Here is a 20,404-nt window from a genome sequence, read left to right on the forward strand (position 1 = left end):
GTACCCGCAACCGGAGATCACGATGCCGACGCCATCTTGAACATGTTCAAGATGGCGTCTAGGCTCACGACCGTGAGTTGAACGCGTTCAATGCGTTCGTTCCCGGAGGGGGGATCCGCGGTGACCGTACTGGTGAATCTGATCGTCACCTTGGGCATGCTCTACGTCGTCCCGGCCGGCCTGCGCCTGATCGATCCGGCCCGGTTCGGGCGGGCGGCCCGGCTCTGGCCGCTGTTCGCGGCCCCCGGAGCGGTCTGCCTGTGGCTGCCCCGGGGAGCCCCGGCCACGGCCCTCGCCACGATCTACGCGGCGGCCACCCTGGCCCTGGCGGTACGGGGCGCGGTTCCGGCGGTACGGGCCGCGGTCGCGGCGGTACGCGCGCCCGGGCGGGGTCCCGGTCCCGCCGAGGTGGCCGTGCTCACCGCACTGATGGCGCCCTCGGTCGCCGGGACCGCCCTGGTCGCCGAACGCGCCGGACACCGGCTCTTCGGCTTCGACCTCGACATCCTGGCCCTGACCGTGCCGCACTTCCACTTCGCCGGTTTCACCGCGGCCCTGGTCGCCGGTCTGGTGTGCCGGGCCTCCGCCGCCGGAGCCCTCGCGCGCTGGGCGGCGTACAGCGTCCCGGCCGGGACCGCGCTGGTGCTCCTCGGCTACTTCATCGACGACTGGGCCGAGCTGGTGGGCGCGGTGACGCTGACCGGCGGCATGTGGGCGGTGGCCCTGCTGACCTGGCGGGACGTCCGCCCCGGGGCCCGCGGCCGGGACCGGATCACCGGTGCGCTGCTCGCGTGCTCGGCGGTCGTCCTGGTGGCCACCATGCTGCTCGCCCTGTGGTGGGCGCTCGGCGAGGCCACCGGGATCGTGCACCCCACCCTGACCTGGATGGCCGCGACCCACGGCCTCGGCAACGCCCTCGGCTTCGGCCTCTGCTCACTGCTCGCCTGGCGCCGCCTGACCGCATCGGCCGCTCGGCCCGCACCCTCATCTGCACCCGCACCCGCGGCCGCGCTCGCACCCGCCGCCCTGCCCGACCGAACGGAGATCCCGGCATGACCCGCCTCCTCAGCGAAGCCCGCAGCACCTTCAACTACCCCGACCGGGGCGCCACGGCCCGGCGGCCGCTGCCCGCCGGGTACAACTTCACCCACCACCGCACCCGGATCGGGCACGGGCAGGCCGCGCTGGACGCGGCCGGGGCCGCCGTCACCACGTTCCGGGCGCACCGCGCCTCGGGCATGCTCGTCACGGCCGGAGCCTTCCCCGTCCGGCCCGGCGACCGGGTCGTGGTCGGGATCGGGATCGGCCCGGTGCGGATCGACGCCCCGTGCGAGGTGATCTGGACCGCGTACGAGCCCCGGCGGACCGGTTTCGCGTACGGGACGCTGAGCGGGCATCCCGAGTGCGGCGAGGAGTCCTTCGTGGTGGACATGGAGGCCGACGGTTCGGTGTGGTTCGAGGTGACCGCCTTCAGCCGCCCGGCAAGCTGGTACACCCGCCTGGCGGGCCCGGTCGTCCCCCTCCTCCAGCAGGCCTACGCCCGGCGGCTCGGGCGGTACGTGCGGCGGCTCGCCACGGGCGCCCGCCCGGCCCGATACTGGAGGGGATGGACTGGTTCACGGCGCCCGGATACTGGCTGGGGCGGCTGATCTTCCAGCGGGCCCTGGCCGGTGTCTACCTCGTCGCCTTCACCGGGGCCGCCCTGCAGTTCCGGGCACTGATCGGGGCGCACGGCATGCTGCCCGTGCCGCGCCACCTGCGGTACGTGCCCTTCCGGCGTGCCCCGAGCCTGTTCCACCTGCACTACTCGGACCGGTTCTTCGCCTGCTGCGCCTGGACCGGGGCGGCCCTGGCGGCGGCGCTCGCCGCGGGGGCCGGGGACGCGGTGCCGCTGGGCGCGGCGATGGCGATGTGGGCGCTGCTGTGGCTGCTGTACCTGTCGATCGTGAACGTCGGGCAGACCTGGTACTCCTTCGGCTGGGAGTCGCTGCTGCTGGAGGTCGGCTTCCTGGCCGTCTTCCTCGGCAACGCGCGGGCCGGGCCGCCGGTGCTGGTGCTGTGGCTGCTGCGCTGGGTGGTCTTCCGGGTGGAGTTCGGCGCGGGGCTCATCAAGATGCGGGGCGACCCCTGCTGGCGCCGGCTCACCTGCCTGTACTTCCATCACGAGACGCAGCCGATGCCCGGCCCGCTGAGCTGGTTCTTCCACCATCTGCCGAAGCCGCTGCACCGGGTGGAGTGCGCCGCCAACCACGTGACCCAACTGGTCGTGCCCGTCCTGCTGTTCACCCCGCAGCCGGTGGCCTCGTACGCCGCCGCGATCATCGTGGCGACCCAGCTGTGGCTGGTGGTGTCGGGGAACTTCGCCTGGCTGAACTGGATCACGATCACGGCGGCCCTGCCGGCCTTCGACTTCAGCGCGCTCGCGGGCGCCCCACCGGCGGCCGCCTCCCGGCAGGGGCCGCTCTGGTACGTGGTGCTGGTGTGCGCGCTCACCGCGCTGGTGCTCGTGCTGAGCCGGCATCCGGTGGCCAACATGGTCTCGCGCCGCCAGGTCATGAACCGTTCCTTCGACCCCCTCCACCTGGTCAACACCTACGGGGCGTTCGGCACGGTGGGCCGGATCCGCGAGGAGGTGGTGGTGGAGGGCACCGCGGACCGGCAGCCCCGCGAGGACGGCGCGTGGCGGGAGTACGGCTTCCGGGGCAAGCCGGGTGACGTCCGCCGGATCCCGCGCCAGTTCGCCCCGTACCACCTGCGCCTCGACTGGCTCATGTGGTTCGCGGCGCTCTCCCCCGGCTACGCCCGCGACTGGTTCGGGCCCTTCGTGGAGCGACTGCTGTCGGGCGACCGGGACACCCTGAAGCTGCTCCGCCACAACCCCTTCCCGGACGCACCGCCGCACTACGTCCGGGCGCGGCTGTACCGCTACCGCTTCACCACGTGGCGGGAGCTGCGCGAGACCGGGGCGTGGTGGCACCGCACGCTGGTGCGCGAGTACCTGCCACCGACCCGGCTCGCGCGGGCGGCCCGGTCAGAGCCCGAGTAGCTCCGCCTCCCGCTCGGCCGATATGCCCTTCATCGGCCGGTCGGCCCGGTGGGGGGCGACTCCGCCGAGGGTCTGGAGCCAGGCCCAGGTGTCGGCGGCGGTCTCCTCCACGGGGCGGCAGACGAGGCCCGCCGCCAGGGCCTTGGTGACGTCCCCGCCGAACATGAAGTCGTGCATCTCGCCTTCGGGAACCCAGACGGGCAGCTCGACCCAGGGCTCGACCCCAGCCTTCTCGAGCACCGCCGCATCGGTCCAGCGCGGTTCGGCGTCGGAGCCGGTGGCGGCGGCGCAGGCCGCCAAGAGGCCGCCCATCGTGGTGTGGCCGACCGGGGAGATCGTGTTGTAGGCCCCTCCGAGACCGGCCTCCGCCGCATCCAGGGAAAAGCGCGCGAGGTCGCGCACGTCGATGTACTGGAGCGGCAGGTCGGGGTGCCCGGGCGCGAGGAAGGGGCCGCCGCGGGCGATGCGGTTCAGCCACCAGGGCAGCCGGCCCACGTTCTCGTACGGGCCGAGGATGAGCCCGGCGCGCAGCATGAGGGCGCGGTCGCCGAAGGCGTCGAGGACGGCGAGCTCGCCGCCGCGCTTGTCCTCGGCGTAGGCGGTGGCTTCGGCATCGGGCGATCCCTCGACCAGCGGGCCGTCCTCGGCCAGCCCGGCCGGAGCCGGGTAGGAGTACACCGAGCGGCTGGAGATGTACACGTACCGTCCGACGCGGCCGGCCAGCAGGCGGGCGCTGTCGCGCACGGCAGTGGGGGCGCTGCCCCAGGTGTCGACGACGAAGTCCCACTCCCCCTCGGCGAGGGCGTCCAGGCCTCCGGGAGCGGTGCGGTCCCCGTGCAGGGCCGTGGTCCCCGGCGGGGGCGCGTGGTGGCCGCGGTGGAAGACGGTGACGTCCCACCCGCGGCTCAGGGCGTCTTCGGTGATCGCGCGCCCGACGAATTCGGTTCCACCCAGCATCAGCAGCTTCATGCAGGTCAGCCTGCCCGGGACCGGGGGTGCGCGGAACCCTTGATCGCCCACAGCGATGACGCCCTCGGCGTACGGGTCGCGGGAACTTCCGGGCACCGTCGGGCGTGGTCGAGGACCTCGCGGGCAACTCCTGGCAGCCCGTCAGGGGGCGGGCGGGAGTGCCATATCAGGGCAATCTCAGGGGGAGTTCGGGGGGACTTCGGGGTTATCCCTGAAGGCCCTCAGCGAAGTGGCGAACTGACCCCGCACGCCGCCGCCCGCCGTCCCGGTCGTCACCGGGACGGCGGGCGGACCGCACCGTACGTGTCTAGTCGATGCCGGGCAGGATGTGCGGCTCGGCGAGGTCGTCCTCGTAGCCGGCGAGGCGGATGGGAGCGGACCGGGCCCAGACCTCCAGGTTGCCGAGCGTCTCGGGGCGCTTGCTGCTCCGCGACCCCGTCCGTTCCCTTGGCGCCTGGTCTGTCGTCGTCAGTTCTGGTGTCACCGCGCACTCCTTTGTGTCGCGTAACCCGGCGGGCGAGCCGCGCGCCGGTGCGGGAAGAGAAGGTTTCCGGACGCGGTGGCGCCTTGGTGGAGCGAGGGCCCGTGTGGGGCTCTCATGGCGTTCAGAGTACACATATGAGCGCACCCCCGCTCGATGGAATAGTAAAATCCACTCCGGACAGCTTGTTTTCGCCATGAGTTCATCACCTCGCACGTCGGCGCGTCGCGTACGACTGATCTGCTCGACGGCGCCATACGGGTGATACGCGGTCGGGCGACGGAAGGAACGACAGTGGCGAAGTCCGAGGTGCCGGTGGTCGTCGGAAGCGTCGGGGAACTGATGGACCTGCTGCGGGGCGGGCACGGAGACGGCCACGGCCTGCGGGTCGCCGCGCTCCTGCGCCGTTCGCACCCCTTCGACAAGGAACTGCAGGTCGCGGGGCTGCTGATCGACCACCCGGCGGAGACGATCCGCCCCCTGCTGGGCGAGCGGGTGGCCCGGCTCCTACGCCTCCACGGACCCGGCGCACCGGCCCGCGGGCCGGACCCCGACGCGGAGTCCCTCGGCCACGCGGCCGAAGCGGGCCGGTCCCCGGGGCTGGACGCGGGCGTGCTGGAGGACTGGCGCCCGGTGCTGGAGCTGGTCGCGGCGGGGGCCTACGGCCGCACCGCCTGAACCACCCGAAACGCCTGAACCGCCTGAACCGCCCAAAAAGCACAGCGCCCCCGGTCCCTCTTGGGAGAGGAACCGGGGGCGCTCGGTTGACGCGGGCGACCCGACGTCGTGCGGCCTACCAGTTGGCGGGTGCGTAGTCCTTGAGGAAGACCCCGTACAGGTCCTCGCCGAGCTCGCCGCGGACGATCGGGTCGTAGACCCGGGCCGCGCCGTCGACCAGGTCGAGGGGGGCGTGGAAGCCCTCCTCGGCGAGGCGCAGCTTGTCGAAGTGCGGGCGCTCGTCCGTGATCCAGCCGGTGTCGACCGAGGTCATCAGGATCCGGTCGGTCTGGAACATCTCCTGGCCGCTGGTCCGGGTCACCATGTTCATCGCGGCCTTGGCGGCGTTGGTGTTCGGGTGCCCCGCACCCTTGTAGCCGCGGCTGAAGACGCCCTCCATCGCCGAGACGTTCACGACGTACGCCCGTCCGACCGCCGCCTTGCGGGCGGCTTCGGCCATGGCCGGCCTGAGCGCACTGATCAGGATGAACGGCGACGTGTAGTTGCACAGCTGGGTCTCGAGCAGCTCCACCGGGGAGATCTGGTCGATGGTCTGTACCCACGTGTTGCTGTCGACGACGTCGGGCAGCAGGCCGCCCGCGTCGATGGCGGTGCCGGCGAGGTGTCGCTCCAGGCTGGCGTTGCCCGCGACCAGCGCGAGGTCGGCGACCTTCTGCGCCTCGAGCCCGCTCACGCCGATGGGCAGCGCCGCCAGGCCGTCGACCGCGCCGGAATTGAAGGCCCCGATGACGTGGTGGGCCGGGAGCTCGCCGGCCGGCAGCGGGGCGCTCTCCCCCTCGACCAGCGCCGCGTAGGCACTGGGCAGGCGGCGCACGGTCTGCGTCGCGTTGTTGATCAGGATGTCGAGCGGGCCGGCCGCGGCCACCTGGTCGGCGAGGGCCACGGACTGGGCCGGGTCGCGCAGGTCGATGCCGACGACCTCCAGCCGGTGCATCCACTCCGCCGAGTCTTCCATCGCCTTGAAGCGGCGGATGGCGTCCTTGGGGAACCGGGTGGTGATCGTGGTGTGGGCGCCGTCGCGCAGCAGTCGCAGCGCGATGTACATGCCGATCTTGGCCCGGCCGCCGGTGAGCAGCGCGCGCTTGCCGGTGAGGTCGGCACGGACCTCCCGCTTGGTCCGGTTCACGGTGGCGCAGGCCTGGCAGAGCTGGTGGTAGAAGTAGTCGACCTCGACGTAGCGCGTCTTGCAGACGTAGCAGGAGCGCGGGCGCTGGAGTATTCCGGCGATCCGTCCGGCCTCCGTGACCGAGGAGGGCAGCAGGCCCTCGGTCTCGTCGTCGATGCGCTCGGCGGAGCCGGTCGCGGTCGCCTCGGTGACGGCCTTGTCGTTGGCGGTCTTGGCGGCGCGGCGGTCCTGGCGGCGGCGCTGCTTGACCGTCCGGTACAGACCGGCGGTGGCGCGGCGCACGGTGATCGCGTCCGGGTGGTCGACGTCGAGCTTGTCGAGCTCGTCGAGCACGCTCAGGCAGAGGGCCAGGCGGTCGGGGTCGATGCCGGGCCCGAAGGCGTGGCCCTGCTCCTGGCTGTCTTCGGTCACCGTCATACCGCTGTCGTTCCTTGATCAGTCGTCCGCGTCCGCCGGCTGCGGAAGTCCCCAAAAGGGCTAGTGTACGGACCCCCCGGGCGGGAAGACAAACGCGCTCCTCGGCTTACGGCTACTGCGTTCGGAGTACGCCCTAGGGCGTACCCGTCCCCGCCTCCAGGGGGAGGAATAGCTCTCCCGACTCGGGCATTGTGACTTTTATGAGTGCCCTAGCGTTTTCGGTCCTGCTGTGCCTGGTGTCCGCCGTGGCGTATGCGGCCGGAGCGATCATCCAGGAGCGGGTCGCGTCCGGTGCGACGGGCGGGTCCTACGCCCCCGTGCGCCGGCCCGCCTGGTACGCCGCGATCGCGCTGAACGGCCTCGGGGCCCTGCTGCACGTGGTGGCGCTCGCGTACGGGCCGCTGAGCCTGGTGCAGCCGCTCGGGGCCCTCACCATCGTCTTCGCGCTCCCGATGGCGGCCGTGTTCGTACGGCGGCGGGCGGGGGCCGCCGCCTGGCGCGGGGCCGTCCTGGCCACGGCCGGGCTGGCCGGGCTGCTGGCCCTGACGGGCGGGGGCGGGCGGACCGAGCAGTCCCTGTCGGGCGGGGAGCAGAGCCTGCTCCTGGCGGCGACCGGGGCCCTGGTGTCCGTGCTGTTCCTGGTGGCGCGCCGGGTGCGGCGGGTCACCGTGCACAGCGTGCTGCTGGCCACGGCGGCCGGTGCCGCCTTCGGGATGGCCTCGGTGTTCACGAAGGCGGTGGCGGAGAGCTTCGCCCCGGACGCGCTGGTCACCCTGTGGCCGGAGCTGACCGCGATCGCCGCGCTGGCCGCCACCGGACTGCTGCTGTCGCAGGCGGCCTACCGCGGCGCGGGGCTGACCGCCCCGCTGGCCACCGTGACGGTGGCCAACCCGGTGGTCGCGGCGGCGGTCGGCATCGCGCTGTTCGACGAGGGCTTCCGCTACGGGGCGGCCGGTGTCGCCGCGGCGCTGGTGAGCGCGGCGGCGGCAGCGACCGGGCTCGTCCTGCTCACCCTCGCGCCCCGGGACCGGGACGGGCGCGTGCCCGTCCCGTCAGTACCGGCGCCGGCTGTCGCGTCGGCCGTCGCACCGGCTGTCGCGCCGACCGCGGCCCCGGCTGTGGCCGGGACCCCGGTTTCCACCGCGGCCGGGGCTTCAGATGGCGACTCCGTGGGCCCGCAGGTACTTCAGCGGGTCGATGTCGGTGCCGTAGCCGGGTCCCGTGCGCATCTCGAAGTGAAGGTGCGGGCCGGTCGTGTTGCCGGTCGAGCCGGAGCGGCCGATGCGCTGTCCTCCGGTGACCGCCGCGCCGGCTTTGACCGAGAGCGCCGAGAGGTGCGCGTACTGGGAGTACCGGCCGTCGGTGTGCCGGATGACGACCTGGTACCCGTACGCACCGGCCCAGCCCGCTGAGACGACCTGCCCGCTACTGACGGCCTTGACGGTCGTGCCGGTGGCCACCGGGAAGTCGATGCCCGTGTGGTAGCCGCTCGACCAGGACGAGCCCGCGACGTGGTAGGCGGTGCCCAGGCCCGCGTCGACCGGGGCGCTGAAGGCTCCGGAGGGGGTCTGCGGCTTTTCCGCGGGCTTTTCCGCGGGCTTTTCCGCGGGCTTCTCGGCAGGTTTTTCGGCCGGTTTCGCACCGGCCTGCTCGGCGGGCTTCGCCGGTGCCACGGGCTTCACGGGTTCGGCCGTGCGCGGCGGCTTCTCCGGGTTCGGCGCGGGCGGTGCTGCCGGTGCGGCGGTCACGCGCAGGGTGAGTCGCTGTCCGGGGAAGATCAGGTCCGGATCGCCGCCCACGACGGCCCGGTTGGTCTCGTACAGGGACTGCCAGCCGCCCTCGACGTGCTGCTCGGTGGCGATCGCCGACAGCGAGTCCCCGGGGGCGACGACGTAGGGGTTGGGCAGGACGGACGTCCCGGTCGGGCGGGGCGTCGTGCCCTGGGGAGCGGCCTGCGGAGCCGCCTTGGGGGCGGCCGGCGCCGCGGCCTTCGGGGCCGCCTTCGCGGGGGCCGTCGCCTTGCCCTGAGCGCCGAGAGCGGGCGCGGGGCCGCTGCGGCTGAGTCCGGCCTGCTTCCCGCAGACCGGCCAGGCCTGCGGTCCCTGACCCTTCAGCACCTTCTCGGCCACGGCGATCTGCTGTTCCTTGGTGGCCAGATCGGCGCGAGCGGCGTACGCGGTTCCGCCGAAGGCGCGCCAGGTGCTCTGGCTGAACTGGAGTCCGCCGTAGTAGCCGTTGCCGGTGTTGATGTGCCAGTTGCTCGTGGATTCGCAGGCGGCGACCTTGTTCCAGGTGTCCACCGAGGCGGCGTGTGCCGCTCCCGCTCCGATCAGGGGCAGCGCGATCCCGGCTCCGCCCGCGGTGACGACGAGCGAGGCACGGTTGATGCTGCTCGGCTGATACCGGCGGTGCCGGCCCCGTACACCCATGGGAGCCCCCATCGAAGACATCAGGAACCTCGCAACCTAACGCCACGACCGGAGCATGACAAGGCGCACAACACAACGCATTCGAGCGGAAGTTGGTTTCGCGCCGAATGTAGGACACCGGTAAGGATCTCCGTGGGGGTAGCGTCGGTGTTCCTGCATTCCTCCGCACATCGAATGCACTGTCGACGCACTCAGGAGCGCACGCACATGACCAGCAGCACGGCCCAGATCGGAGTCACCGGACTCGCGGTGATGGGCAGCAACCTCGCCCGCAACTTCGCCCGCAACGGGTTCACCGTCGCCGTCCACAACCGCACCACCGCCAAGACCACGGCGCTCGTGGAGGAGTTCGGACACGAGGGCTCCTTCGTGGCCGCCGGGAGCGCGAAGGAGTTCGTGGACGCGCTGGAGCGCCCGCGCCGTCTGATCATCATGGTGAAGGCCGGCGAGCCGACCGACGCGGTGATCCGCGAGTTCGCCCCGCTGCTGGAGCCGGGCGACGTGATCATCGACGGCGGGAACGCCCACTTCGAGGACACCCGCCGCCGCGAGAAGGAGCTGCGCGAGCAGGGCCTGCACTTCGTGGGCGTCGGCATCTCGGGCGGCGAGGAGGGCGCGCTGCTCGGCCCCAGCATCATGCCCGGCGGATCCGTGGAGTCGTACGCCTCGCTCGGCCCGCTGCTGGAGAAGATCTCCGCCAAGGCCGCCGACGGCACGCCCTGCACCTCGCACGTGGGTCCCGACGGCGCCGGGCACTTCGTGAAGATGGTGCACAACGGCATCGAGTACGCCGACATGCAGCTGATCGCGGAGGCCTACCACCTGCTGCGCGAGGTGGCCGGCTACTCCCCCGCGAAGATCGCCGAGACCTTCCGCGCCTGGAACAAGGGCCGGCTGGACTCGTACCTGATCGAGATCACCGCCGAGGTGCTCGCGCACACGGACGCCGCGACCGGTCTGCCGTTCGTGGACGTGGTCGCCGACGCCGCCGAGCAGAAGGGCACCGGCCGCTGGACCGTGCAGATCGCCCTCGACCTGGGCGTGCCGGTGTCCGGCATCGCCGAGGCGGTCTTCGCCCGCGCGGTGTCGGGCCACGGCGAGCTGCGCACGGCCGCGCGGGGTCTTGCGGGACCGCAGGCCGCGCCGCTGTCCGCCGCGGCGGCGGACGCCTTCGCGGCCCAGGTGGAGCAGGCGCTGTACGCCTCGAAGATCGTCTCCTACACGCAGGGCTTCCATCAGATCCAGGCCGGCAGCGAGGAGTACGGCTGGGGCGTGGACCCGGGCGCCGTGGCCTCGCTGTGGCGCGGCGGCTGCATCATCCGCGCCGCGTTCCTGGACCGGATCCGGGCCGCGTACGACGCCCGGCCGGAGCTGCCGAGCCTGCTGGCGGACGCCGGCTTCGCCGACGAGATCGGCGCCGCACAGGAGGACTGGCGCGAGGTGCTGGTGGCGGCCGTCCGCCAGGGCATCCCGGTACCGGCCTTCGCGGCCTCGCTGGCGTACTACGACGCCCTGCGCTCTGAGCGGCTCCCGGCGGCCCTGACCCAGGGCCAGCGCGACTTCTTCGGGGCGCACACCTACCGGCGCACCGACCGGGAGGGCTCGTACCACACGCTGTGGAGCGGAGACCGCTCCGAAGTCCGTACGGCCTGACGCGTACGGCCCTGCGGCCCCGCGTCAGCTCAGCGGCTCCGGCGGGGGCTGGGGCGCGGGGCCGGGCGGCGGCGGTACGGGGTCGGGTTCGGGCACCGGACCGGGTGTCGGCGGCTCGGGCCGGGGCAGCGGCCCCGGATCCGGGAACGGATTCGGCACCGGGACCGGGTCGGGGACGGGAGGCTGTGTCATACCTCCAGCCTCCCTCGATCCCGGCCGCTGCGCCCACCCGACGCCGTGCCCACCCGACTACGTGCCCACCCGACTACGTGGGCGGCGTCACCACAGGTCGGAGTCCGAGGCCAGCTGCGCCTTGGCGGCGTCCACCACCCCGGCCGGCGCCTCGGGCGCCTGCTCGGGGTGTTTGGCGGCCCAGCTGGCGGCATACGGGCAGAGCGGGACGACGGGTACGCCCTCGTCGGCCGCGATCCCGTAGAAGGCCTTCACCAGGCTCCCGGCGATCCCCCGGCCCTCGTTCCCCGGCTCGACGACGGTGTGGACCGCCACGAGGGCGTGGGGGTCCTCGGCGAGCACGAAGTAGGCGATGTGTCCGACCACCGCCCCGTCCTCGACGGCCTGCAGCCGCCCGGCCGCGCGGTCGTCCACGATCTTGATCGATTCACTCGACCCGGTCTGCGACATCGTCCCCGCTCCCCTCAGACAGCCACCGCGTGGGGGCTGCGCTCCTGATCCGTTCCCGGAACCGGGGCGGAGGGATCCACACCCAGCTCGATGATGCGGTTGTCGCCGTCGACATGGACGACACGCGGCTCGAACGCGCGTGCCTCGGCGTCTTCCATCTGCCCGTAGCTGATGAGGATGACCAGGTCACCGGGGTGCACGAGGTGCGCGGCAGCCCCGTTGATCCCGATGACCCCCGAGCCGCGCTCGCCCTTGATGACGTAGGTCTCGAGCCGCGCCCCGTTGGTGATGTCCACGATGTGCACGAGCTCGCCGGGCAGCAGGTCCGCCGCGTCGAGGAGATCGGCGTCAACGGTCACGGACCCGACGTAGTGCAGGTCGGCCTGGGTGACGGTGGCCCGGTGGATCTTGGACTTGAACATGGTGCGAAGCATGCAAAACTCCCGATATGTCTGCTCCCTGCCTGCTTCACGCAGGTCAAGGGCGGTCTGCGGAGCCTACAACGATTCGCATCCGCGGTCAGCTCCAGATGTCCAGCAGTTGGTTCGCCGCACGGAAGTGATCGGGGGAATCCACGTTGCACACGACGGAGACCGTGGTGTTGCGGTCCGGGCTGACCTTGAAGCTGCTGTGGAACCCCTCCCAGTCGCCTCGATGGACCAGGCTCTTGTCGGGGAGGACGAGGATGCCGGCCCCGTAGTGCCCTTCTGTGATGCCACGGGCGCGCAGGACGTCGCCCACGCTCACCGCTCCCGCCGTGACCCCGGCGAGCAGTTCCTTTCCGCCGATGCGCCCGGTGCGGTAATTGTCGGCCCAGCGGACGAATTCCCCGGGGGTGGTTTGAACGGACCCGTCTCCGTACTGCTTCCAGGGGGAGGAATTGGGAGTGAACGAGCCGTCCCGTCTTCGAGGTGATGGGGCGGCCGGTCGTCAGATCGGCCTTGCCCCTCCCCGCCTCCCAGACGATGCTCCCCGCCAGCCGACGGCCGCCGCACAGCCCGGGCCCTCAGGAGAAGGCACCAGTTGCTGGAGAACGTCCGCGCTGCGCTTCTCTCGGTCGTCGCCCGTCGCGGCGTAGGCCTGCGGGTTCGTGGCACCGGCCAGGAGAGTCACGATCACGGTGCCTCCGGCGGCGCACCACAACGCCATCCGGTTCACGGTCACCACCTTCTCCCCCCTGCAGGGAATGAGCCAGGCATCAGCCAGGGAATCAGCTCGCGTCAGGGGCGATCTCGAACGTCGGGGGCTTCAGGTCCTCCAGGCAGGCGGTGTTCGGGGCCTTGGGGTTGTCGAAGAAGGAGACGGTGATGTCCTGCGCGCACTTCGACGCGGCGAAGACCACGTGGGCCTCGTAGGGGATCGTGACGACGGTGGCGTTGGGCAGGGTGCGTGCCACGTACGCGCCGTTGGACGCTGCGGTCTGGGCGTCGAACCCGCCGGAGATGGCGAGCGCGGGGATGTCGCTCTCGGTGACGTCCCGGATGGAGGCGGGCGCCGCGGGGATGTTCCAGACGTCGCAGTCGGGACGGAGGAACGTCAGCAGCGGGGCCTGGGCCTGTACCGACTCGGGGAACGACGGGTAGGTCTTCTTGCCTGCGGCGAGCGCCTCGGCCTGCGTCTCGTACGGGGTCCACTCGCTGCAGAAGACGCCGTAGACGAGCCCGTGGGACAGCCGGCCGATGGCCTCGGGGCTGTACTTGCCGCCCGCCCACTGCTCGGCGATCCGCTGGGGCTTGCCGTTGTCCAGCTCGTCGAGGGCGGCGGGCACCTGCTCCGCCACGTGGGTGGCGGCGGTGAACCAGTTGACCAGGGCTCCGCCGTCCAGGGTGACCTTCACCTGCTTCTGGCTGCCGGGGAGCGTGACGGTGGTGGTGACGGGCTTGGCTTCGAGTTCGCGGACGAGGCGTTCGAAGGTGGCCGACAGGTTCGGATAGCGGCGGTTGCAGTCCGGCTGCTCCGCGCAGGCCTTGAACACGCCGTCGAAGCCCTGCTTGGCGGCGCTCCAGGTCACGGCCGAACCTCCGGTGGACGGCGGCAGGATGCCGTCGATGCCGACCGACCGGATGCCCTCGGGGTGCAGGCGCATGGTGACGAGTGCCAGCTGAGTGCCGTAGGAGATGCCGAAGAGGTTCCATTCCTTGAGGCCGAGCGCGGTGCGCAGGTCCGCGTAGTCCGCGGCGCTCTCGATGTCGTTGTAGGCGGTGAGGTCGGCCCCGCTCGCCGCCAGCGCATCGCGGCAGACCTTGGTGGCCGCGACGTGCTCGCGCTCGGTGGACGGCGCGTCGTAGACGAGGCCGGTCGCGCGCGCGTTGAACTCGTCGACGTTGCGGCAGGTGAGTGCCGGGTCGGCCGAGTACGTGCCGCGCTGGGACATGAAGATCACGTCACGGTCGCGGTTCAGACCGCCGCCGATCGCCATCTTCGCCTCGCCGACCGCGTCGTCGCCGGGTCCGCCGGCCAGCCACACGATCGGATCGGGTTTCGGCTGGGCCGCCTCGGCCGCCACGATCGCGACACCGAGGGTGATCTTTCGGCTGTCCGGCTTCGTGCGGTTCTCCGGCACGGTGAGCGTGCCGCAGCGGGCTCCTTCGAGCTCGGCGACCGGATCCGCCGTCTTGGGGCAGGGGCCCGGCGTGAACGTGGCATCACCCACGGTGCGGGCGACCGTACCGGTCGCCGAAGGCGTCTCCTCCTGCGCGCTCACCGGCGCCGCGAACAGACCGGCGAGCAGCACGCCGGTCGCCGCCGCGGCCGGTCCGGTGCGCAGGCGTCCTGCGTGTGACCGTGCCATCATTCCTCCCCGTCATTTCGGGGTGATCGTGAACGGTTCCCACCTCAGCCCCGCCACGCAGCCGGTGTCGGGCGCGCTCGGATCGTTGAGGAAGGACGCCAGCACCTTCTGGGCGCAGGGCGATTGCGGGACCACCCAGTGCCCGATCCCGGGCACCTGCACGGTGGTCGCATGGGACAACGTACGGGCCGTCTTGGGCGCCCAACTGGCCCCGGTCTTCATGTCGAACGTCCCGTTGATGAAGAGGACCGGCACCGAGCTGACGGTGGGCACCCGCACGTCGGCGGTGCGGTCCGGGACGTTCCAGATCCGGCACAGCTGGTCCTGGAAGGGCAGTTGGGGCGCCTGCGCCTGGACCGGCTCGGGCCATGCGGGGAAGGCTTCACGGCCCGCCTTCAGCACGTCGGACGTCGAGTGGCCCGGCAGCCACTCGCTGCACAGGATCGATTGGGTCAGGCCGTGTGCGGTCTGGCCTTCCACCGCGACCGAGCCGGCGGCCCGGGCCTTGGCGAGGCGCTCGGGGTTTCCGCGGGCGAGTTCGTCGATCGCGGCCGGGAAGTCGGCGAACGGGATCGCCTTGGCGACCAGCAGGTTCACCAGGGCGCCGCCGTCCAGGACGACCTTCACCGGGCCTCCGCCCTGCGGCGGGCTGACGTTCAGGGTCAGCGGGTTCGCCTCGAGCTTCTGCACCTGCTCGTTCAGGGTGCGTTCGAAGTCCGGGTACCGGGTCTTGCAGCGGGGTTCGGCCGCGCAGGCCTTGTAGACGTTGTCGAGCCCCTCCCGGGCGTTGGCCCAGGCGAACGGCAGGGAGACGTACTGCGCGGGGGCGGCCGAGTCGAGGGCCACCGCGCGGACCCCCTGGGGGTGCAGGCGCAGGTACGTCAGGGCCAGGTTGCTGCCGTAGGAGTGGCCGTAGACGTTCCATTCCTTGAAGCCCAGTGCGGTGCGCAGGTCGGCGAAGTCGGCGGCGTTCTCGGTGCTGTTGTAGGCGCTCAGGTCGGTCCCGTCGGCCGCCAGGCGGTCCCTGCACTGTTTCACCGCGTCGGCCATGAGCTTCTCGGTCTGCGGTGTGTACGAGGGGAGGCCCACGGCCCGGGCGTGGAAGCGGTCCAGTTCGGGGCAGGCGAGGCCGGGCTTGTCGTAGAGGTTGCCGCGCTGGGCCATGACGACCAGTTCGCGGTCCCGGTTCAGGCCGGAGGAGACCAGGAACGGGATGTCGTCGAACACCTCGCCGCCGGGGCCGCCCGCCATGAACACCACGGGGTCCGGGGCGGGCTTCGCCGAGAGGGCCGGGATGACCGCCACGGCCAGCCCGATGGTCCGGCCGTCGGGCCGGTCACGGTTCTCGGGGACTTCGAGGACGCCGCACCGGGCGGTGGCCAGCGCTTCGATCGGTTCGGGCGGCTCGGGACAGGGGCCGGGCACGAACCGCGATGCAGCGGCCGTGACGGGCCCGGCGACACCGGCGGTGTCGCCGGGCGGTGGAGCGGCACTCGCCGCGGTAGGACCGAGGGCTGCCAGGAGGGCCAGAGTGACGCCTGCAACCGGCGCAGCGAGGTGGAAGCTCTGCTCAGCCATGTGATCCCGTTCCTGTGCCGAACTACGGCTCTCCCCCACTGGGCGATAACCAGGCAATCTGGGCGGAACGCACATACACACGATAACGGGCGGCCCTCGGACGCACAACGAAGGGGCCCGGCCCGCGGCGACACGCTCGCGGATGCCGTGGATCTCCGACCCGGTCGAGGAAGATCGCACCGCGGCCGCTGCCTTGCCCCGGCCGGACGAGCCCCCCTCATCTCGCCGGAGTCGTCATGGCCCCACCCTCGGACTCAGCCCGCCCGCGCCGCTCCGGGACGTCGATGCTGCGCGTCCTGCTTCCCCTCGCGGTCCTGATCCTGGTGGCGGTGGCCGTGGGATCGTGGCTGCAGTTCACCGAGCGGCAGGTGATCGACACGGTCCACACGGTCGGATCCACGGCGCGCGACCGGGTGGACGTGGAGGCCGCCGTCCAACGCGTCGACGCCTCGGCCAGAGAACTGTCCCTCCGGGTCCGGGTCACCGCGCGCGGGGCCTTCGGCGAGGAGGACGGGTCCGCCCCGGTGGCCGGCCTCAGCCTCCAGACCTCCGCGCAGACCCTCGGTGACCTGGAGTTCAAGGCGCACGAGCGGATCACGCCCAAGGACCTGCAGGTCGCGGTCACCGATGGATCGATCAGCGACTACCCCTTCGACTCCTACGAGACCGACCTGGAGTTCTGGGCCCAACTCGGCGGTAAGGACGTGCCGGTGCGACTGCTGTTCTCCAACAACGACACGCTCTTCACCGCCTCCGCGACACCGACGGTCTCCCGGGACGAGGCCGGCCTGGCGGTGAAGGTGTCCCGGTCCGGCAGCCTCCTCGCCTTCGCCGCCTTCATGATGATCGTGATGTGGGCGCTGGCGGCGTCCGTGCTCCTGGGAGCCTGGTACCTGACGACTCACCGACAGGGCCTGCCCTGGCCCGCGCTCGGGTGGATGGCCGCCACCCTCTTCGCCCTGTCGGCGTTCCGCAACAACGCTCCCGGCTCGCCCCCGATCGGCTGCGTGCTGGACTGGTTCGCCTTCCTGTGGGCCGAGACCATCATCGCCCTCTGCCTGATCACCGTGGTGGTCACCGGCATCCACAGCGCCCTCCAGGCGGACGACACCCCGCGCACCTAGCGCGCCTTCCGCGGGCCGCCCGATCAGTCGACCCCCAGCAGGCGGCGCAAGTCCTCCGGACGGGAGGCCAGTTCCGCGGCGGCCGACCGGTGGACGATGACGCCCTTCTGCATCACCGCCACGCTCCCCGCGACGGACAGGGCCAGCCCCAGGTTCTGCTCGACGAGGACGACCGACATGCCCTGCGTGCTCACCTCGCGGATCACCTCGCCCACCTGGGAAACGATCGCCGGCGCGAGGCCGTCGGACGGCTCGTCGAGGAGCAGCAGGCGCGGATTGCCCAGCAGGGCCCGGGCGATCGCGAGCATCTGCTGCTCCCCTCCGGAGAGCTCGTCGCCCCGGTGACCGAGCCGCTCCCCCAGGCGCGGCAGCAGGTCGAGGACCCGGGTCCTGGTCCAGGGGCCCCGCGCCCGGCTCCGCGAGGCGATCGTCAGGTGTTCGTCCACGGTCAGCGGGGCGAACACCCTGCGCCCCTGGGGGACCACGCCGACCCCCGCCCTGGCGATCACGTCGACACGGGCTCCGGCCAGCTCCCGGCCGTCGAGGAGGACGCTGCCTTCGTAGGGGCGGACGAGCCCCATGACGGTCGAGATGAGGGTGGTCTTCCCGACCCCGTTCCGCCCGAGGAGGGCGACGGTGCCGCCCTCGTCGAGGTCGAGGTCCACACCGCCGAGGACGACGCCACCGGCATAGCCGGAGCGCAGTCCGCGCATGCGCAGGAGCGGGTTCACGAGGCGACCTCCATGGTGCCCAGGTAGGCGGTCTGGACTTCGGCAGAAGCGCGCACCTCGTCCGGGGAGCCGGTCTTCAGGTGTCTGCCGAGGTGCATGACCGTCACCGTGTCGGCGAGTTCGAAGACCATGTCGAGGTCGTGCTCGATGAGCAGGACGGTGACCTCCCGGGGCAGGGCGGCGATCAGTTCGGTGAGCCGCGCCGTCTCCGCCGGCGACATCCCGGCGGCCGGTTCGTCCAGGAGCAGCAGCCGGGGTTCGGTCCCCAGCGCCACGGCCACCTCCAGTTGGCGGCGTTCGCCGTGCGAGAGCTCGGCGGCCGTGAGGCCGTGCCGGGAGGGCAGGCCCACCCGGTCGAGCAGTTCGTGCGCCTTCGCGATCGCCGCGGCGCGGGAGGCGGCGCGGGAACCGAACCGGGAACCGGTGCGGCGTACCACGGCGAGGAGCACGTTCTCCAGCACGGTCTCGCGCAGGAAGAGACTGGAGTGCTGGAACGTCGCCGCGACGCCGAGCCCGACCCGGCGGTGTACGGGCAGCCGGGTCACGTCCCGTCCGTCGACGTGGATGGTTCCGGCCGTGGCCGGCAAGGTTCCCGAGATCAGGCCGAACAGCGTGGACTTGCCCGCACCGTTCGGGCCGATGATCGCGTGCCGGGCACCCGCCCGCACCGTCAGGTCGACCTCGTCCAGGGCCCGGAAGGAGCCGAAGTGCCGGGATGCCCCGCGCAGTTCCAGTAGATCGTGATCTGTCACGCCGTCCTCTTCCGGGTGAGCCTGTGCGGGATGCGTACGCCGGCCAGTCCTCGGGGCAGCGTGTAGACGGCGATGACGAAGAGCAGTCCGAGCAGCAACGGTCCGCGGCCGGCGACGGCTTCGAGGTTTCCGAGGTAGTCGCGGGTGAGCCAGACCAGCGCGGCGCCGGCGCAGGCCCCGCGCATCGAGCCGGAGCCTCCGATGACCACGGCCAGCAGGGCCAGCGCGGCGATCTCGAAGCCGGCGTCGCCGGGCGAGACGAACCGCTGGACCGAGACCCACAGGGCCCCGGCGGCTCCGGCCAGCGCCCCGGCGCCGCAGTAGATGGTCAGGGCGTACCGCTGGGTGGGGTAGCCGATGGCCCGCATGCGGGGCTCGTTGTCGCGGATGCCGCGCAGGGCCAGGGCGAAGGAGGTCGAGCCCAGCCGGGAGACCGACGCGTAGAGCAGCAGGAACACGGCCAGGACGTAGAAGTAGACCAGTCCGTCGAGCTCCAGGGCGGGCATGCCGGGCAGCGGTACGACGGGCGGGATGCCCGACATGCCGTCGCTGCCGTTCGTCAGGGACTTCCAGTTGACGGCGGCGCTGTAGACGATCTCGCCGATGGCCAGCGTGAGCATCAGGAACACCACGCCCCGGGCCCGCACGGCCAGCCATCCGGTCCCCGCCGCCACCAGTGCGGAGACGGCCGCGGCGATGAGGAGTTGGAGCGGTCCGAGGTCGGTGATGCGCGTCGCCACGATCGCCGCCGTGTAGGCGCCGACGCCGAAGTAGGCGGACTGGCCGAGGGTCGGCAGCCCGGTCAGACCGGTGAGCAGGTTCACGCTCAGGACGAGGAGGGCGAACACCAGGATCCGCGACAGGGTGCCGACGGCGTACGGGCCCAGTACGAAGGGGGCCAGGGCGAGCGCGCCGGCCACGGCGGTCGCCGACAGCCGCCGCCGTGTCGCGGAGCCGGCGGATGCGGGAGCAGGGGATGCGGGAGCAGGGGATGCGGGAGCAGGGGATGCGGGCGCGGGGGATGCGGAGCCGGCGGACGCGGGGGGCCTCATGCGCGCACCGCCGAGGCGACGAGGCCGTGCGGGCGGACCACGAGGACGATCAGCATGGTGCCGAAGAGGAGGAAGGGGGCGTACTCCGGGAGCAGCGCCACCCCGAGCGTCTGCACCTGGCCGATCAGGAGCGCTCCGGCGAGTGCGCCGCGCACCGATCCGAGGCCCCCCACGACCACGACGACGAGGGAGAGGACGAGCACGGTCTCGTCGACGCCCGGCCCGGGGCCGAGGATCGGCGCTCCGAGGACTCCGCCGACCGTCGCCAGGGCGGCGCCGGACGCGAAGACTCCGTAGAGCACCTTGCGGACGTCGACGCCGAGCGCGCGGACCATGTCCCGGTCGGCGACGGTGGCCCGGACGAGGGCGCCGAGCGAACTGCGCTCGAAGACGAGGTACACGAGGAGCGCGAGGCCCGCCGCGACGGCGATGAACACCAGCCGGTAGACGGGATAGGAGTGGCCGAGGAGGCCGACCGTCCCGCGCAGGGCCGTGGGTGGGTCCGTGGGCAGTACGTCTCCGCCGAAGGACGCGGCGAGGAGGTCCGCCACGATGAAGGTGATGCCGAGCGTCAGCACGGCCTGGTCCAGGTGTCCGCGGCGGGCCAGGGGCTGGGTGAGGAAGGTGAGCGCGGCGCCGCCCATGGTGCCCACCAGGACGCCCGCCAGCAGTGCGAGGAGGAGGCCCGACATGCTGCCGTCGGACAGGGCGTAGGCGACGTAGGCCCCGGCCAGGTAGAGCGTGCCGTGCGCGAGGTTGAGCACGTCCATCATGCCGAAGACCAGGGAGAGTCCGACCGCGATCGTGAAGAGCAGCAGACCGAAGGCGACCCCGTCGACGACGCTGACGAAGTTGCCGTCCAACCATCCGGACAT

19 protein-coding genes and 1 pseudogene are annotated in these 20,404 nt (G+C 72.1%); 7 read left to right on the forward strand and 13 right to left on the reverse strand.

Going from position 1 to position 20,404, the window contains the following annotated elements; genetic code table 11:
• Nucleotides 1-120 precede the first annotated feature (120 nt).
• From OG898_RS32960 to OG898_RS32970, 3 genes are read left to right on the forward strand one after another with little or no spacing between them, the layout of a single operon-like run.
• Entirely contained in the window at nucleotides 121-1,056 is a 936-nt protein-coding gene (locus OG898_RS32960; RefSeq protein WP_266961933.1) for a YndJ family protein, read from the forward strand.
• Entirely contained in the window at nucleotides 1,053-1,649 is a 597-nt protein-coding gene (locus OG898_RS32965; RefSeq protein ID WP_250741877.1) for a DUF1990 family protein, read from the forward strand. The genes OG898_RS32960 and OG898_RS32965 overlap by 4 nt, the downstream gene beginning before the upstream one ends.
• On the forward strand, nucleotides 1,607-3,046 hold the full coding sequence (locus OG898_RS32970; RefSeq protein ID WP_266961936.1) for a lipase maturation factor family protein: 1,440 nt from the start codon (nucleotides 1,607-1,609) through the stop codon (nucleotides 3,044-3,046). The genes OG898_RS32965 and OG898_RS32970 overlap by 43 nt, the downstream gene beginning before the upstream one ends.
• Here the strand turns inward: OG898_RS32970 and OG898_RS32975 are convergent.
• Together OG898_RS32975 and OG898_RS32980 are read right to left on the reverse strand one after the other, a co-directional pair.
• Nucleotides 3,032-4,015 carry an NAD-dependent epimerase/dehydratase family protein gene (locus OG898_RS32975; protein ID WP_266961938.1) on the reverse strand — a complete coding sequence of 328 codons (984 nt, stop codon included), beginning with the start codon at nucleotides 4,013-4,015 and terminating at the stop codon, nucleotides 3,032-3,034. The genes OG898_RS32970 and OG898_RS32975 overlap by 15 nt on opposite strands.
• Before the next feature lie 307 nt (nucleotides 4,016-4,322).
• Nucleotides 4,323-4,499, reverse strand: coding sequence for a hypothetical protein (locus OG898_RS32980; RefSeq protein ID WP_250741880.1), 177 nt, complete (start codon nucleotides 4,497-4,499; stop codon nucleotides 4,323-4,325).
• Between the two features lie 312 nt (nucleotides 4,500-4,811).
• On the opposite strand from OG898_RS32980, the gene OG898_RS32985 reads away from it, so the two are divergent.
• Nucleotides 4,812-5,174, forward strand: a complete 363-nt coding sequence (locus OG898_RS32985; RefSeq protein ID WP_250741978.1) for a hypothetical protein — start codon at nucleotides 4,812-4,814, stop codon at nucleotides 5,172-5,174.
• A 115-nt stretch (nucleotides 5,175-5,289) separates the two neighbouring features.
• Here OG898_RS32985 and OG898_RS32990 read toward each other — a convergent pair whose 3' ends face one another.
• The gene (locus tag OG898_RS32990) at nucleotides 5,290-6,777 is read right to left on the reverse strand and encodes an SDR family NAD(P)-dependent oxidoreductase (RefSeq protein WP_266961940.1); all 1,488 of its coding nucleotides are present in this window, start codon (nucleotides 6,775-6,777) and stop codon (nucleotides 5,290-5,292) included.
• A gap of 200 nt (nucleotides 6,778-6,977) precedes the next feature.
• Here OG898_RS32990 and OG898_RS32995 point away from each other — a divergent pair.
• Nucleotides 6,978-7,790: pseudogene (locus tag OG898_RS32995) on the forward strand (DMT family transporter); the annotation flags it as partial.
• A gap of 141 nt (nucleotides 7,791-7,931) precedes the next feature.
• Here the strand turns inward: OG898_RS32995 and OG898_RS33000 are convergent.
• Nucleotides 7,932-9,206, reverse strand: a complete 1,275-nt coding sequence (locus tag OG898_RS33000; RefSeq protein ID WP_266961942.1) for a transglycosylase family protein — start codon at nucleotides 9,204-9,206, stop codon at nucleotides 7,932-7,934.
• A 207-nt stretch (nucleotides 9,207-9,413) separates the two neighbouring features.
• Here OG898_RS33000 and gndA point away from each other — a divergent pair, with 207 nt between their 5' ends.
• Entirely contained in the window at nucleotides 9,414-10,859 is a 1,446-nt protein-coding gene (gndA, locus tag OG898_RS33005) for an NADP-dependent phosphogluconate dehydrogenase (protein WP_250741883.1), read from the forward strand.
• Between the two features lie 279 nt (nucleotides 10,860-11,138).
• Here gndA and OG898_RS33010 read toward each other — a convergent pair whose 3' ends face one another.
• The 5 genes from OG898_RS33010 to OG898_RS33030 form a co-directional block, all read right to left on the reverse strand.
• The gene (locus OG898_RS33010; RefSeq protein WP_250741885.1) at nucleotides 11,139-11,501 is read right to left on the reverse strand and encodes a GNAT family N-acetyltransferase; all 363 of its coding nucleotides are present in this window, start codon (nucleotides 11,499-11,501) and stop codon (nucleotides 11,139-11,141) included.
• 14 nt (nucleotides 11,502-11,515) lie between these two features.
• A complete protein-coding gene (panD, locus tag OG898_RS33015; RefSeq protein WP_250741886.1) occupies nucleotides 11,516-11,935 on the reverse strand; it encodes an aspartate 1-decarboxylase in 420 nt (139 codons plus the stop codon).
• An 85-nt stretch (nucleotides 11,936-12,020) separates the two neighbouring features.
• The gene (locus OG898_RS36365) at nucleotides 12,021-12,248 is read right to left on the reverse strand and encodes a hypothetical protein (RefSeq protein WP_323182866.1); all 228 of its coding nucleotides are present in this window, start codon (nucleotides 12,246-12,248) and stop codon (nucleotides 12,021-12,023) included.
• A gap of 463 nt (nucleotides 12,249-12,711) precedes the next feature.
• Entirely contained in the window at nucleotides 12,712-14,292 is a 1,581-nt protein-coding gene (locus tag OG898_RS33025) for an alpha/beta fold hydrolase (protein WP_266961945.1), read from the reverse strand.
• A gap of 12 nt (nucleotides 14,293-14,304) precedes the next feature.
• On the reverse strand, nucleotides 14,305-15,870 hold the full coding sequence (locus OG898_RS33030; protein ID WP_266961947.1) for an alpha/beta fold hydrolase: 1,566 nt from the start codon (nucleotides 15,868-15,870) through the stop codon (nucleotides 14,305-14,307).
• Between the two features lie 236 nt (nucleotides 15,871-16,106).
• On the opposite strand from OG898_RS33030, the gene OG898_RS33035 reads away from it, so the two are divergent.
• Complete coding sequence (locus OG898_RS33035; protein WP_250741890.1) at nucleotides 16,107-16,994, forward strand: DUF4436 family protein; 888 nt, start codon at nucleotides 16,107-16,109, stop codon at nucleotides 16,992-16,994.
• Between the two features lie 23 nt (nucleotides 16,995-17,017).
• On the opposite strand, the gene OG898_RS33040 is transcribed toward OG898_RS33035, so the two are convergent.
• The 4 genes from OG898_RS33040 to OG898_RS33055 form a co-directional block, all read right to left on the reverse strand.
• Nucleotides 17,018-17,725 carry an ABC transporter ATP-binding protein gene (locus OG898_RS33040; RefSeq protein ID WP_250741891.1) on the reverse strand — a complete coding sequence of 236 codons (708 nt, stop codon included), beginning with the start codon at nucleotides 17,723-17,725 and terminating at the stop codon, nucleotides 17,018-17,020.
• Nucleotides 17,722-18,477, reverse strand: a complete 756-nt coding sequence (locus OG898_RS33045; RefSeq protein WP_266961950.1) for an ABC transporter ATP-binding protein — start codon at nucleotides 18,475-18,477, stop codon at nucleotides 17,722-17,724. The genes OG898_RS33040 and OG898_RS33045 overlap by 4 nt, the downstream gene beginning before the upstream one ends.
• Nucleotides 18,474-19,397 carry a branched-chain amino acid ABC transporter permease gene (locus OG898_RS33050; protein ID WP_266961952.1) on the reverse strand — a complete coding sequence of 308 codons (924 nt, stop codon included), beginning with the start codon at nucleotides 19,395-19,397 and terminating at the stop codon, nucleotides 18,474-18,476. The genes OG898_RS33045 and OG898_RS33050 overlap by 4 nt, the downstream gene beginning before the upstream one ends.
• Nucleotides 19,398-19,525: 128 nt before the next feature.
• Nucleotides 19,526-20,404 (reverse strand): branched-chain amino acid ABC transporter permease, encoded by an 879-nt coding sequence (locus tag OG898_RS33055; protein ID WP_266961954.1) that lies wholly within the window; start codon nucleotides 20,402-20,404, stop codon nucleotides 19,526-19,528.

It is taken from the genome of Streptomyces sp. NBC_00193, assembly GCF_026342735.1.
Lineage (GTDB): Bacteria > Actinomycetota > Actinomycetes > Streptomycetales > Streptomycetaceae > Streptomyces > Streptomyces stoeckheimensis.

What these genes read in the sequence shown, in the direction of transcription:
- OG898_RS32965 (WP_250741877.1), top strand. Translation starts at nt 1,053, where the DNA reads ATGACCCGCCTCCTCAGCGAAGCCCGCAGCACCTTCAACTACCCCGAC.
- OG898_RS32990 (WP_266961940.1), bottom strand. Translation starts at nt 6,777, where the DNA reads ATGACGGTGACCGAAGACAGCCAGGAGCAGGGCCACGCCTTCGGGCCC.
- OG898_RS33030 (WP_266961947.1), bottom strand. Translation starts at nt 15,870, where the DNA reads ATGGCTGAGCAGAGCTTCCACCTCGCTGCGCCGGTTGCAGGCGTCACT.
- OG898_RS32970 (WP_266961936.1), top strand. Translation starts at nt 1,607, where the DNA reads ATGGACTGGTTCACGGCGCCCGGATACTGGCTGGGGCGGCTGATCTTC.
- OG898_RS33055 (WP_266961954.1), bottom strand. Translation starts at nt 20,404, where the DNA reads ATGTCCGGATGGTTGGACGGCAACTTCGTCAGCGTCGTCGACGGGGTC.
- OG898_RS33000 (WP_266961942.1), bottom strand. Translation starts at nt 9,206, where the DNA reads ATGGGTGTACGGGGCCGGCACCGCCGGTATCAGCCGAGCAGCATCAAC.
- OG898_RS32975 (WP_266961938.1), bottom strand. Translation starts at nt 4,015, where the DNA reads ATGAAGCTGCTGATGCTGGGTGGAACCGAATTCGTCGGGCGCGCGATC.
- gndA (WP_250741883.1), top strand. Translation starts at nt 9,414, where the DNA reads ATGACCAGCAGCACGGCCCAGATCGGAGTCACCGGACTCGCGGTGATG.
- panD (WP_250741886.1), bottom strand. Translation starts at nt 11,935, where the DNA reads ATGCTTCGCACCATGTTCAAGTCCAAGATCCACCGGGCCACCGTCACC.
- OG898_RS33010 (WP_250741885.1), bottom strand. Translation starts at nt 11,501, where the DNA reads ATGTCGCAGACCGGGTCGAGTGAATCGATCAAGATCGTGGACGACCGC.
- OG898_RS33035 (WP_250741890.1), top strand. Translation starts at nt 16,107, where the DNA reads ATGGCCCCACCCTCGGACTCAGCCCGCCCGCGCCGCTCCGGGACGTCG.
- OG898_RS33025 (WP_266961945.1), bottom strand. Translation starts at nt 14,292, where the DNA reads ATGGCACGGTCACACGCAGGACGCCTGCGCACCGGACCGGCCGCGGCG.